The following is a 13,763-nucleotide window of genomic DNA, read 5'->3' as shown; positions in this document are numbered from 1 at the left end:
ACTGATCACATAAGAACAAACATTTCCTTTATTATCATGGCGTTAATGTCAAAATGAAAATATTATGACATGAATAGGTTTTCAGAGATTGCCAAGCCTTGAAAACCATTGAAAATAGACACTAAAAGGGCGTATTGAAACCGATTTCAATGCGCCGGGTAAATTATCGTATAAAGATGCAGCAATCATTTCATCCTCAAGGATATGGCTTGAACTGATTACTCAATGGGTCATAGTGGTACCCAATCTGATCCAGACGCCCCGCCAACAGCTCTTCACTCATATCGTAATAGGCCAGCAACTCCTCCAGCCCGTCACACTCAAGCCTTAGTTTCTCATTGATGATGCCCAACAATATGTTGGCATCCAGACGCTGCAAGGTACTGATATCCATAGCGGCACCTCCTTTAAATGACCTGTATAACCATGGGTCGTTCCACGGGTTTTGTCCATAGCATGAAAAACACACAGTAAAACTTAGATTAAATAACATTTAAAAACATGAAGTTATGAACATCTCCTGCCAACTTCATCACATTTCTCAGCAAAAACACCTTGTCACTGCCTCAGGATAGAACTACTGTATGTGCATACAGCTTGGATATTCATACAGGAAAACATATATGAACCAGCCTCTGCACTCACTGCCCTTTGCGATGAATCGTGTCATGAGCAACCCCTGGCCAACCAGAACCGCCTGTAAAGCTGAATCGGCTCATTATGGTGTGACTATCCAGGCTAATGATCAGTTTCTCAGCGAGCTGAGCAAGTTGGGTGACTCTCATGCCGGCTGGATCTTGTTGATCGCCCCGCCGGGGCGCCCCACAGCAAGCCACCTTGAAGAGCGAGGCATCGATCCCAACAGAGTGCTGGTGGTACACAGCCCCAAAATCAAGAACTGGCAGCAAACCCTGGAACGCAGCCTGGGCAATGGTCACTGCGCTGCTGTGTTTACCTGGCTACCCGAGCAGATCGAGCTGGATCACGTCAAGCTGCAGCGACTGGGGCAACAATCTGGCGTACTGACGCGCTTCTTTGGCACTAAACGGAGTAACCTTGGCACACATCAGTTGGCCTATGCAGAGCAAGATATCTATCTCAATCATTAAGACAAAAAACGAACGCTCATACAGGCCCCTCCAACTCGCCGTGGCAGATTGACCAACAACATGCACCGCGATGTTTTATCTGAGAAACAGGCGTGGCACAGCCTGAGGACAGGCACCGGAGGTCATTTGGCCTTTCTTGCTGCAAGCAGACAGACTGAATTAGCATATGTAACTGATACTAAAGAAAAACATAAGCTGGTTAATCATGCCGAACAGACATTGAAGCCTGCATATTTTATTGCTAGCAGGCGAGTCAATTTGGGCAACATGAAGACACTGTGAGTAGTACCTGGTGTGACTTGAAGATGACAATTCTCCCACCTGAGTAACCCTCTCCTTGAAATACTGGATAACAAGGGGTATAACCACGCGTTTTATCAGGTGTATTAAGTGAGCGGTATGATGCAAGCCCCCTTCTGGCAGACCAAGAGTCTGCAGCAGATGACTGAGTCCGAATGGGAATCCCTCTGCGATGGTTGTGGCAAATGCTGCCTCAACAAACTGATCGATGAGGATACCGACGAACTGGTATTTACCAATGTCGCCTGCAACCTGCTCAACACCAAGACCTGTCAGTGCTCTGACTATCCCAATCGTTTCAAAATAGAGCCTGACTGTCTGCAGATCACCCATGACAAGATTGCTGAATATGACTGGCTCCCCTCTACCTGCGCCTATCGCCTGCTGGCGGAGGGTGACACGCTGCCAGAGTGGCATCCTCTGCTGACCGGCAGTCGCTCCGCCATGCATCAGGCAGGTCAATCCGTTCGTGGCAAGGTCATTCACGAAGATCAGGCTGGTGAGTGGATTGATCACATCATTACCTGGGCCAGCTGACGTGCTCAACTAACCATTTTCTAGAGGCAAGGGCTGCACATAGTGCGGCCCTTGTCGTTTCTGCAAACAGGGATGGTAGCTTGGTTGGCTAAAGCCCACACATATCTGGCAGGCTCAAGCCTAGCCCCCTCCTCCCAACAGCAGACTTGCACATTGGCAGAGACAGAGACAGAGACAGAGACAGAGACAGAGACAGAGACAGAGACAGAGACAGAGACAGAGAATGATTCCATAACCACAGGCTTATGGATATTGCTTTCTACCCGCGATGGCGTCTCTTTCACCCGTAGACTGAGCCTGTTCGCCGTGGCCTAGCGCGTGACAGTGACACAATGACAGGCAAAGCCACCGCCCTATTGAGTGATAAAGCGTGGATGAATCATGATCGCATTACAGACCGTGCCAAGGTCAATCCTGGTGAATTGTTGCACCTTGGCCCTGTTCAAATATCCCATGACAATCTTTGTGGCCACTATGGGGCTGCTCTAGAGATCCATTCCCCCTAAATCACACGCATAAAAAAACCGGCGCCTTGGCGCCGGTTTTACTCACTGAATCTCGATTACAGAGAGGCGGTGAAGGTACGTGTGATGACGTCTTGCTGTTGCTCTTTGGTCAAAGAGTTAAAGCGAACGGCATAACCGGATACGCGGATGGTCAACTGCGGATATTTCTCCGGGTTTTCCATGGCGTCCAGCAGCATTTCACGGTTCATCACGTTCACGTTCAGGTGCTGACCACCCTCTACGTTGGATTCGTGGTGGAAGTAACCGTCCATCAGGCCAGCCAGGTTGGCTTTCTGAGCGTCCATGTCTTTGCCCAGTGCGTTCGGAACGATGGAGAAGGTATAGGAGATACCATCTTTAGCGTAAGCGAATGGCAGCTTGGCGACGGAAGTCAGGGAAGCAACGGCACCCTTCTGGTCACGACCGTGCATCGGGTTGGCACCCGGGCCGAACGGAGCACCTGAACGGCGACCATCCGGAGTGTTACCGGTCTTCTTGCCATATACCACGTTAGAGGTAATGGTCAGAACAGACTGGGTAGCAACAGCGCCGCGGTAGGTATTCAGCTTCTGAATTTTCTTCATGAAGCGCTCAACCAGATCACAGGCGATATCGTCAACGCGCTCGTCGTTGTTACCGAACTGCGGGTACTCACCATCGATTTCGAAGTCGACTGCAACGCCATCTTCGTCACGAACCGGCTTGACCTTGGCATACTTGATGGCAGACAGGGAGTCAGCTGCAACTGACAGACCCGCGATACCACACGCCATGGTGCGATATACGTCACGGTCGTGCAGCGCCATCAGAGAGGCTTCGTAGCTGTACTTGTCGTGCATGTAGTGGATGATGTTCAGCGCAGCAACGTACTGCTTGGCCAGCCAATCCATGAAGCTATCCAGACGAGACATGACATCGTCATAGTCCAGGAACTCGGAGGTCACCTTGTCAGTTTTAGGACCGACCTGGATCTTGAGCTTCTCGTCGATACCGCCGTTGATTGCATACAGCATGGTCTTGGCCAGGTTGGCACGAGCACCGAAGAACTGCATCTGCTTACCAATCACCATCGGGGACACACAGCAAGCAATGGCATAGTCATCGTTGTTGAAGTCCGGACGCATCAGGTCATCGTTCTCATACTGAACAGAAGAGGTCTCGATGGATACCTTGGCGCAGTACTTCTTGAAACCGATCGGCAGCTGTTCGGACCACAGGATGGTCAGGTTCGGCTCAGGAGACGGGCCCATGGTGTACAGGGTGTTCAGCATACGGAAGCTGTTCTTGGTGACCAGAGTACGGCCATCAACGCCCATACCAGCCAGAGTCTCGGTAGCCCACATCGGGTCGCCGGAGAACAGTGAATCGTATTCCGGGGTACGCAGGAAGCGAACCATACGCAGCTTCATGACCATGTGGTCCATCAGCTCCTGGGCTTCTTGCTCGGTGATCAGACCTTTCTGCAGGTCACGCTCGATGTACACGTCCAGGAAGCTGGAGGTACGACCGAAGGACATGGCTGCACCGTTCTGGGACTTGACTGCCGCCAGGTAGGCGAAGTAGGTCCACTGTACGGCTTCTTTGGCGTTCTTGGCCGGTACGGAGATATCGCAACCGTACTTGGCAGCCATTACCTTCATCTGTGCCAGGGCACGGTGCTGCTCGGAGATCTCTTCGCGCAGACGGATGGTGGCTTCCAGGTTTACGCCGTTTTCCAGGTCAGCTTGCAGGGACTTGAACTGGGCCAGTTTGTCGGCCATCAGGAAGTCGATACCGTACAGAGCGACACGACGGTAGTCACCGATGATACGGCCACGGCCGTAGGCATCCGGCAAACCGGTGATAACACCAGACTTACGGCAGTTCAGGATGTCTTTGGTGTAAACGTCAAACACGCCCTGGTTGTGAGTCTTGCGGTACTCGGTGAAGATCTTCTCGACCATCGGGTCCAGTTGACGACCGTACACTTCGCAAGAAGTCTTAACCATCTTGATACCGCCGTTGGCGATGATGGCGCGCTTCAGCGGCTTGTCAGTCTGCAGACCAACGATCTGCTCCAGACCTTGATCGATATAACCGGCATCGTGTGCGGTAATGGTGGAGGGCAGGTCAGTATCAAAATCGACCGGCGCATGAGTGCGGTTCTCGATTTTGATGCCTTCCATGACCTTGTCCCACAGCTTGGTGGTAGCTTCGGTCGCGCCAGCCAGGAAGGACTCGTCACCTTCATACGGGGTGTAGTTCTTCTGGATGAAGTCACGGGTGTTGACAGAGGTCTGCCATTCACCGGCCGCGAAGCCTTCCCATGCTTTTTGGAACTGTTCGTTAAGTTCTGCCATTTTTCATTACCTCACACGGTATTGATGTAGTATCCCGCAATCATCCTTAATGATGACGACGGAAGATAAACCAGTAAGTCAGACCAACCATCACGCCACCACCGATGATATTGCCGATGGTAACAGGGATGAGGTTGTGTAGGACGAAGTTGGATACGGTCAGGTCAGCAAAGGTTGCCGGATCCTGGCCGATGGCCTGCCAAAATTCCGGACTAGCCACGCTGTGGATAGCGATACCAACCGGAATCATAAACATGTTTGCGATGCTGTGCTCGAAACCTGCGGCAACGAACATGGCAACTGGCAGCAGCATAACCACTACCTTGTCAGTCGCGCTGCGGGCACCAAAGGCCATCCAGGCAGCAAGACACACCATCAGGTTACAAAGGATACCCAATGCAACGGCTTCGAAGAAGGTGTGGTGAATTTTGTGCTGAGCCACTTTCAGGGCATTGAGACCCCACTGGCCATCTGCCGCGGTATATTCCGCCGACATGATGATGAGGCCAACCATCAGCAGACCACCGATCAGGTTACCGAAGTAGACCAGACCCCAGTTCTTGAGCAGTTGCGCCCAGCTGATGCGATTGGCAGCCTTGGCCACCAGCGTCAGGGTGGTGGAGGTGAACAGCTCGGCACCGAGCAGCACACACAAAATAAGGCCGAGAGAGAAACAGAGACCGCCAACCAGCTTGGCCATACCCCAGGACATGGAGCCGGTACCGGTAGTAACAGTAATGTAGAAGATAAACGCGATGGCGATGAAAGCGCCTGCGGTGATGGCCAGTGGAATGACCTTGTATGCCGGCTTGGTAGCCTTGGCATAGGTGATGTCTTCAGCCAGTGCAGCGATGGCTTCGGGCTTGAGACAATCGAATGGGGATTCAGCTTTCAATTATTATCTACCTGAATGTTTTGCCTGTTGAAATCATAACAAAGGCCCAAATGGCCAAAATTGACATCGATCAAGTTTATCAGACTGCGAATGTAATTTTACTACAAATTTTTTAGTGCAACGGCTGCGCCAGTTTACACCAGGTTTCAGCTGAAACAGAAATGCCATATTTTTAATACAATGATTTTAAAGAATTTATTGGCATGCATGGAAAGCTGGTATTGGCAAGATATCTTTGCAGCCCAACAGCACACTCTTGACTCTCTTATCAACCCCATTAGGGGTATTTTTTGTTTTTTATTTCATCTTTGAATAACAATCCCCAACATTGCCACACAATAAACAGAAGGGGCCACACGGCCCCTTCCTCTACAGCAACGATTACACCCAGTGGTGGGCTCGCTTGGCTGTTTGCAGCTTCTCGTAGGCCGCCAGCAGCTTTTGATGCAGCGGGAATTGGGCAAGCGACAAGTCAGCCGCCTCCAGTCCGTGGAAACGCTCGTCGCCACTGGCATGGGCCCACGCCTGGGCCAGCGTCTCTTCGCCATACATGCGGGTGAAGACGGCACGATACTGCTCCGGATCCCGCTCCTCGTCCAGGAACAGCTCGACACAGGCACGCAGGGCACGGTAGTAGCTGGCCCGCTCGGCAGTGAAGACTGACTGGTTGAACTCCATGGTCCAGTCGATGAGATCCATCGCCGTCTCCAGCTCACCGGCAGCCAGCGCCAGCATGGCTTTCAGCTCGCCGACGCGCAAGGTATGCAGAGCGGTGCCCTTGGCGGCGGCGATGCCGAGCAGCTCGCGCACACGGGTACGCTCGTCATGCCCCTCTTCATCCAGTTGATCAAACAACGCCATATATTGTTCGGCATCCCATTCCAGCCCGGGCAACGCCAGGATGGTCTCACGCAGGTGGGCGCCCATGGTGTTGTTGGCGAGCAGCAAATCTTCGGCCGGATAGATGTCGGACATGCCAGGCACCAGAATGCGGCAGGCATAGACGCCCAGGTGCTCGTAGTCGGCGATATAGACCGGCTGTTCCAGCTCGTGGAAGATGCCGATCAGGTGATCGAACTCCTCTTGCGAGGTACCGCGGAAGTCCCAATCGGCGAACTCGAAGTCAGCCTCTTCCTTGAACAGATCCCAGCTGATAAGGCCCGAGGAGTCGATGAAGTGGGTCTCGAGGTTGTGGTGATCCGCCACCTGATCGTTGTCGAATGACGGCGGCACGAACACGTCGAGATCTTTGAGGCCACGACCCTGCAGCAGCTCGGTTACGGTGCGTTCGAAGGCCACTTCGAAGCGCGGGTGGGCTCCGAAGGAGGCAAAACAGGTACCGTTGTTCGGGTTGAGCAGCACCACACAGATGACCGGATAGCGGCCACCCAGCGAGGCATCGAAGCTATAAATCGGGAAGCCTTCGGCTTCCAGTGCGGCGATGGAGGCGGCAATCCCCGGGTAACGGGCAATCACTTCGCTCGGGATCTGCGGCAGGCTCAGGGCCTCGGCGATGATCCTGTTCTTCACGTGGCGCTCGAACACCTCGGAGAGCGCCTGAGTGCGCGCTTCGGTCTTGGTGTTACCGGCGCTCATGCCGTTGGAGACGTAGAGGTTGCCGATGATGTTCATCGGGATGTAGACGGTCTCGTGATCGGACTGGCGCTCGAACGGCAGCGCGACTATGCCGCGCTCCTCGTTGCCAGATTGCAGGTCCACCAGCATCTCCGCTGTCACTTCGCCATCCGGGTTGTAGAACTTGCGAGTGAAGCTGTCGAGCAGACCGGCTGGCAGCTGATCCCCTTCGATGGGGAACCACTTCTCGTTCGGATAGTGAACGAAATCGCCGTTCGCTACCTGCTCGCCCAGATAGAAGTCGGCGAAGAAGTAGTTGGTGGAGAGGCGCTCGAAATATTCACCGAGGGCTGAGGCGAGTGCCGCCTTCTTGCTGGCACCCTTACCGTTGGTAAAGCAGAGGGAGCACTCCTTGTCCCGGATGTGCACCGACCAGACGTTCGGCACGGGGTTGAGCCAGGAGGCCTCTTCAATATCAAAGCCCAGAGCTTGCAGCTTGGTCTGGAAGCGTTCGATGGAGTCTTCCAGCGCCGCGTCCTTGCCGGGAATAAAAGTGTGGTCAGTCATCACGATATCCTGATTTTTATTGGCTCATGTTTGGCCGCAGATAATAGCAGGGGTCAGCGGCTTTGGCAGGACAAAATCAGTAAACGGTAAGCAATGCGCCCCACTTCCGACGCCCGCAGACTCCAGCGCCCTCTCCTCTCTCGGTCAAAGATGGCAACCAAAGCAAACGGGCCCGGGGATTGCCCGGGCCCGCTTGTTACGCGAAGCGATACATCGTCAGAGCTGCTTGCCCTGGCTGGCTATCACCTGGCTGTACCAGTGGAAACTCGCTTTCTTGATCCGGCGAAGTGACCCGCCCTGCTCATCACGATCCACATAGACGAAGCCATAGCGCTTCTGGTAACCGTTGAGCCAGCTCAGGATGTCGGTGAACGACCAGGCGCAGTAACCGAGCAGTTCGACGCCGTCTTGCATCGCCTCCTGGCACGCCTTGACGTGGCTGCGCAGATAGTCGATGCGGTACTCATCGTTCACCTTGTCGCCCGCCTCCAGCTTGTCGAACTCGCCGAGGCCATTCTCGGTGATCATCAGCGGCAAGCCGTAACGGGAAGAGAGACGACGCAGCGCGATGCGCATCCCGGTCGGGTCGATAGCCCAGTCCCAGTTACTGGTCTCAAGGTGCGGATTGGGCGCCGTCTTGTAGAGGCCGGGAATGCCGCTGGACGGCGTAGTGCCCTTCTTGCCGGTGGTGTTGATGCGCTGCAGGGTCTGACCACCCAGAGGGTTATCGGTGTAGGTCAGGGTGTAGTAGTAGTTGACGCCAATATAGTCGGGCGTCCCTTCGCGCAGCAGTTCCAAATCGCCCGGCAGGATCTCGGGCGCCTCGCCGTTTTCCCGTAAGTAAGCGAGCGCCGCCTGCGGATAGCGGCCAAAGCAATAGGCATCCAGCCACCAGAGGTTGTTGAACTCCTCGGCATTCTCGTAAGCCAGCATATCTTTCGGGTCGCACGACGCCGGATAGGCAGGGGAATAGGCAAAGCTCGGGCCGATGAGGCCGTTCGGCACATGCTGGCGAAACGCCTTGATCACCCGGGCATTGGCCAGAAAGGCGATATGGTTGGCGGCGAAGAAGCGCTTGCGATCCTGCACTGCGGGCGGATGGGTGCCGAGCTGATAGGCATTGGTCAGGTTGTAGTTCTGCTCGTTAAGCGACACCCAGTACTTCACCTTGCCGGCAAAACGCTGATAGAGGGTCACGCAGTAGCGCTCGAAATCCTCGATAATGCGTCGGTCTTCCCAGCCGCCGTACTCATCCTGCAGCGCCTGCGGCAAGTCCCAGTGGTAGAGGGTCAGCACCGGCTCTATCTTGTGCGCCAAGAGGGTGTCGATCAGCTTCTCGTAGAAAGCAAGACCCGCCTCGTTCACCTCCCCCCGACCGGTGGGATAGATGCGCGGCCAGCTCACCGAGAAGCGGTAAGCCTTGAGCCCCATCTCGGCCATCAGCGCCACGTCCTCCTCCATGCGGTGGTAGTGATCTACCGCCACATCGCCGTTGCTACCCTCAAAGGTCTTGCCCGGCAACTTGGTGAAGAGATCCCACACCGAGGGCCCCTTACCATCGGCATTCCAGCCCCCCTCCACCTGATAGGCGGCAGAGGCGGCGCCCCACAGAAAATCGCTCGGGAAGTCGTTGAACTTGTGGTGATGCATCTGGTGTTGCTCCTTCTGCGGCGGCTCTGACCACCTTGATTGCGCCGACTAGCGGCACCCAATTGAATTGGCAATAGCATCGAACAGTTCTAAAATTCCGTCCAATGACAAATATGACCATTCAATATTCCCATAAGGAATGAAGGAGCCACTGTGGAGCTACGGGATCTAAAGGCCTTCGTCACCCTGGGCGAGGTACTGCACTTCGGCCAGGCGGCGGTACGCCAGCATGTTACCCAGTCGGCGCTGAGCAAGCAGATCCGGCGGTTGGAGGAGGAGCTGGGCGGCGAACTGTTCGAGCGCAATTCCAGCACCACCCGTCTCACCGTGCTGGGGCGAGCCCTCTATGAAGATGCTCGCTCGCTGGTGACGGCCAGCGAGCAACTCTCGCGCACCGCCCGCGATGTGCTGGCGGGTAATCTGGGGATCCTGCGCATCGGCTTTGGCGTCGCTACCAAGCTGCTGGTACCCGCCGCCATCGCCCGCTTTCGTGCCGAACGGCCGCAGGTGACCATAGAACTCAACGATCTCTCCACCCACCACCAGTTGCTGGCGCTGAGCGAGGGCAAGCTGGATCTAGGTTTTTGCCGCCTGCCCGCCCCCAAGGGGTGGCACGCCATGCCGGTCGAACGGGCCCACTTCGTCGCCGTGCTGCCCGCCAGCTATCGAGATGTGAGGGGATTGGCAGATCTGTTGGATAAACCGCTGGCGATCCTGCGCCGGGACAAGGCACCGTCGTTTTACGATCACCTGATGAACTATCTGGCCCAGAGCGGACTGCGCTTTCAGGGTATCCAGTATGTCAATGACTTCGCCGCTGGCGTGGCTACTGCTGCGGCCGGGATCGCCTGGACCCTGGTGCCCTCCTCCACCACCATCGAGCACCCGGATGTGCTCACCCTGCCGCTGATGGAGAACGAAGCATGCTGGACAATCGGTCTTATTCGCCCGCCCCACAGTAACGGGCCGCTGATCGAGGCTTTCTGGGCGACGATCTCACAAATGGAGCAAGAAAAGATTTGTCCAGAATAAACGCGTTGATGTCAGTGGAGCTGTCAACGATAGCGGGCTTCGATACGTGCCAGCTCACCGCTTTGACGCAATTTCTGCAATGTGTGATTGAACTCATTCACCCGGGTATTAAAACGGGAATGGTTGCCAATACAGAGATTAAACGGGGTCGATTCAAGCAGAAGTGGCACTTCAACCACCTTACCGGACAAACCCAACAGGTTGATTTTGAAACGCGCGACCAAGGGGTCTGTCACCATCAAGTCCCCTCGCCCCGCCGCCAGCATTTTAAAAACGTTGTCGACGTTGATGGTATGGTGAACCTTGAAACTGGCCAGATTCTCCTTGCCCCAGCCATTACCGAAGTAGTCGAGAAAGGTATAGGCGCTGAACGCACTCAATCGATCAGCATGTTGAAACACCGCTATGTCCGGGTGATCTCGTCGGGTAAACAGCGTTAATCGGGTAATAGTGACCGGCTGCTCTACCACCAGGGTGTAAGTACGCCGCTCATGGGTCGCAATAGTGACAAAGCCATCGGCTTGCGTTGCTTGCACCAGTTTCTGGGCCCGCTGCCAGGGATATCCGCTATGGCTGACCCGGATCCCCATCTCCTTCGCAACCAGATCCATCACATCGATCATCAGCCCGCGCATCTTGCCCTGTTCGTCACGCCACGAATATGGAGCGAAGTCGTCAAAATAGACCATCTTCAACTCTTCCGCCGACGCCGCCCATGCACTCTGCCACAGCAGCAAACCCCACAGGATTGCACTACGCACTCCGACTCTCATGGCCGCGAACTCCATCCACACCTGCCAACTTTGATCCTAGTGCAAAGCGGGCTACGGCAAGGTTTCGGTGCATACGAAACAGTGACCAGCGAAAAAGTGGCGAACATAAAAAGAAAGAGGAAACACTGGCTTCCCCTCTCCCGTTAGTTTGTCAGCACGCCACCTTATCGATGGCGGTCACGGCTTGCCGGTTACGCCAGCTCGGCCCGCAGCGCCCTGGTGGCATCGACCATCACTTTGAGAGCGGCTTCCGTCTCTTCCCAGCCGCGGGTCTTGAGGCCGCAATCCGGGTTGACCCACAGCCGCTCGGCCGGGATCTGCCTGGCCGCCTTGCGCAGCAACCCCTCAATCCAGCTCTGGCTCGGCACGTTCGGCGAGTGGATGTCGTAGACGCCCGGGCCGATTTCATTGGGGTAGTTGAAGCGTTCGAACGCTTCCAGCAGCTGCATCTGGCTGCGGCTAGTCTCGATGGTGATCACGTCTGCATCCAGCGCCGCCACCGCCTCGATGATGAGATTGAAGTCGCTATAGCACATGTGGGTATGGATCTGGGTGCTGTCCGCCACCGGGCTGGCACTCAGACGGAAGGCCCGCACCGCCCAGTCCAGATAGGCCTGGTGATCCTGCTTGCGCAGCGGCAGCCCTTCGCGGATCGCCGGTTCATCGATCTGGATGATCTTGATGCCCGCGCTTTCCAAATCCGCCACTTCGTCGCGAATGGCAAGCCCAATCTGCAGGGCAGACTGCTCGCGGCTCACATCTTCCCGCGGGAAGGACCAGCAGAGGATGGTCACCGGGCCCGTCAGCATCCCCTTGACCGGCTTGTCGGTCAGGCTCTGGGCAAACCGGGTCCACGCCAGGGTCATGGGGGTCGGGCGGTCGATGTCACGGGTGATCACCGGCGGCTTGACGCAGCGGGAGCCATAGCTCTGTACCCAGCCGAAACGGGTGATAGCAAAACCATCCAGCAGCTCACCGAAATACTCCACCATGTCGTTGCGCTCGGCCTCGCCGTGCACCAGCACGTCCAGCCCGATGGCCTCCTGCCGTTCGATGGCATCGCGGATCTCAGCCTGAATGCCCGCCTCATAGGCGCGGTCATCGATGCGACCGGCCCGCCAATCCTGACGCAGCACCCGAATTTCCGAGGTCTGCGGGAAAGAACCGATGGTGGTGGTGGGCAGCAGCGGCAGTTTGAGATCCGAGCGCTGCAGCTGGGCCCTGACCGGATAGGGACTGTGACGCTCGAAATCGCTGTTGGTGAGGCTGGCGAGCCGTGACTGCACAGCTTTCTTGTGCACCCGGCTGTCGGACTCCCGATCCACGATGGGCTGGCTGTAGGCGGTGATTTTGTCGAGCTCGCCCCCATCCAGATACTCTCTGAGCAGTCCCAGCTCGAAGCATTTTTGCAGGGCAAAGGCGAACCAGCTGCGGGTCTGGGGATCCAGATCCAATTCGAGGGTCAAATCCACCGGGCTGTGCAGCAGGGAGCAGGAGGAGGCCACCCAGAACCGCTCGCCGAGCTTATCCTTCAGTGCTTTTAGAGTCGGTGCCAGCTTGGCGAGGTTGGCACGCCAGACGTTGCGACCATTGATGACTCCGGCCGAGATAACCCACTGGGCTGGCAAATGCGGCACCAGCGTCTCCAACTGCTCGGGGGCGGCCACCAGATCCAGATGCAGGCCATCCACCTTCAGGCTGGTGATGATGTCGCGCTGATGGGCCACCGAGCCGAAATAGGTAGTAAGCAGCAGCTTGCAGGGACCGGCCAGACGCTCGTAAGCGTTGAGGTAGACCAGCCGCCACTCGTCCGGCAAGTCCAGCGTCAACGCCGGTTCGTCGATCTGCACCCACTCCACCCCCTGCGCGGCCAGTTTAGCCAAGATCTCCTGATAGACGATCAGCAAGCGATCGAGCAGTTCAAGGCGCGAAAAGCCGCTCTCTTTCTCCTTGCCAAGCCACAGGTAGGAGACCGGCCCCAGCAGCACAGCCTTGACCGGCAGCCCCAGCGCCTTGGCCTCTTCAACCTCGTCAAACAACTGGCTCCAGCCCAGCTTGAAGCGCTGATCGCGGCTAAATTCGGGCACCAGGTAGTGGTAGTTGGTGTTGAACCACTTGGTCATCTCGGCAGCGGCCGCCGCTGGGCCCGTCGGCGCACGACCACGGGCGACCCGGAACAGGGTATCGAGATCGGTCTCGCCATGACGATGACGGGCAGGCACCGCATCCACCAGCAGGCTGGTGCCAAGCACCTGATCGTACCAGGCAAAATCCCCCACAGGCAGCAGATTAACCCCGGCAGCGTGCTGCGCCAACCAGTGACGCTCGCGCAGCGTCTTGCCCACGGCAACGAGTTCCGCCTGAGTGGTCTCTCCACGCCAGTAGGATTCGAGGGCAAATTTCAGCTCGCGTTTGGCGCCGATACGGGGGAAGCCCAGGGTGTGTGCTCGTGTCATAGGTCCATTTCCTTATGCTCATTC

General features: G+C 56.1%; 10 protein-coding genes. 3 read left to right on the top strand and 7 right to left on the bottom strand.

The window, feature by feature from the left end:
- Positions 1-196: 196 nt before the first annotated feature.
- Complete coding sequence (locus ACE1BR_RS03320; protein ID WP_374867599.1) at positions 197-394, bottom strand: DUF4250 domain-containing protein; 198 nt, start codon at positions 392-394, stop codon at positions 197-199.
- A 229-nt stretch (positions 395-623) separates the two neighbouring features.
- Here ACE1BR_RS03320 and ACE1BR_RS03315 point away from each other — a divergent pair, with 229 nt between their 5' ends.
- A complete protein-coding gene (locus ACE1BR_RS03315) occupies positions 624-1,109 on the top strand; it encodes a cell division inhibitor (protein WP_374867597.1) in 486 nt (161 codons plus the stop codon).
- A gap of 402 nt (positions 1,110-1,511) precedes the next feature.
- The gene (locus ACE1BR_RS03310) at positions 1,512-1,946 is read left to right on the top strand and encodes a YcgN family cysteine cluster protein (protein WP_374867714.1); all 435 of its coding nucleotides are present in this window, start codon (positions 1,512-1,514) and stop codon (positions 1,944-1,946) included.
- Positions 1,947-2,508: 562 nt separating this feature from the next.
- Here the strand turns inward: ACE1BR_RS03310 and pflB are convergent.
- The 4 genes from pflB to ACE1BR_RS03290 all read right to left on the bottom strand — a co-directional run bounded on the left by pflB (position 2,509) and on the right by ACE1BR_RS03290 (position 9,478).
- Positions 2,509-4,791 (bottom strand): formate C-acetyltransferase, encoded by a 2,283-nt coding sequence (gene pflB / locus ACE1BR_RS03305; protein WP_374867595.1) that lies wholly within the window; start codon positions 4,789-4,791, stop codon positions 2,509-2,511.
- Positions 4,792-4,837: 46 nt separating this feature from the next.
- Positions 4,838-5,686 (bottom strand): formate transporter FocA, encoded by an 849-nt coding sequence (gene focA / locus ACE1BR_RS03300; protein ID WP_374867593.1) that lies wholly within the window; start codon positions 5,684-5,686, stop codon positions 4,838-4,840.
- Between the two features lie 381 nt (positions 5,687-6,067).
- Positions 6,068-7,828 (bottom strand): 30S ribosomal protein S12 methylthiotransferase accessory factor YcaO, encoded by a 1,761-nt coding sequence (gene ycaO / locus ACE1BR_RS03295; RefSeq protein ID WP_374867591.1) that lies wholly within the window; start codon positions 7,826-7,828, stop codon positions 6,068-6,070.
- Between the two features lie 216 nt (positions 7,829-8,044).
- The gene (locus ACE1BR_RS03290) at positions 8,045-9,478 is read right to left on the bottom strand and encodes a glycoside hydrolase family 1 protein (RefSeq protein WP_374867589.1); all 1,434 of its coding nucleotides are present in this window, start codon (positions 9,476-9,478) and stop codon (positions 8,045-8,047) included.
- A gap of 153 nt (positions 9,479-9,631) precedes the next feature.
- On the opposite strand from ACE1BR_RS03290, the gene ACE1BR_RS03285 reads away from it, so the two are divergent.
- Positions 9,632-10,510 carry a LysR substrate-binding domain-containing protein gene (locus ACE1BR_RS03285; protein ID WP_374867587.1) on the top strand — a complete coding sequence of 293 codons (879 nt, stop codon included), beginning with the start codon at positions 9,632-9,634 and terminating at the stop codon, positions 10,508-10,510.
- A 23-nt stretch (positions 10,511-10,533) separates the two neighbouring features.
- Here ACE1BR_RS03285 and ACE1BR_RS03280 read toward each other — a convergent pair whose 3' ends face one another.
- Both ACE1BR_RS03280 and metE read right to left on the bottom strand, forming a co-directional pair.
- Positions 10,534-11,283, bottom strand: coding sequence for a substrate-binding periplasmic protein (locus ACE1BR_RS03280; protein ID WP_374867585.1), 750 nt, complete (start codon positions 11,281-11,283; stop codon positions 10,534-10,536).
- A gap of 191 nt (positions 11,284-11,474) precedes the next feature.
- Entirely contained in the window at positions 11,475-13,739 is a 2,265-nt protein-coding gene (metE, locus tag ACE1BR_RS03275; protein WP_374867583.1) for a 5-methyltetrahydropteroyltriglutamate--homocysteine S-methyltransferase, read from the bottom strand.
- Between the last annotated feature and the right edge of the window lie 24 nt (positions 13,740-13,763).

The sequence above is a fragment of the Aeromonas sp. MdU4 genome, assembly GCF_041929505.1.
Lineage (GTDB): Bacteria > Pseudomonadota > Gammaproteobacteria > Enterobacterales > Aeromonadaceae > Aeromonas.
The sequence above is the reverse complement of the archived record's forward strand: the minus strand, read 5'-3'. Positions and strand labels throughout refer to the sequence as shown.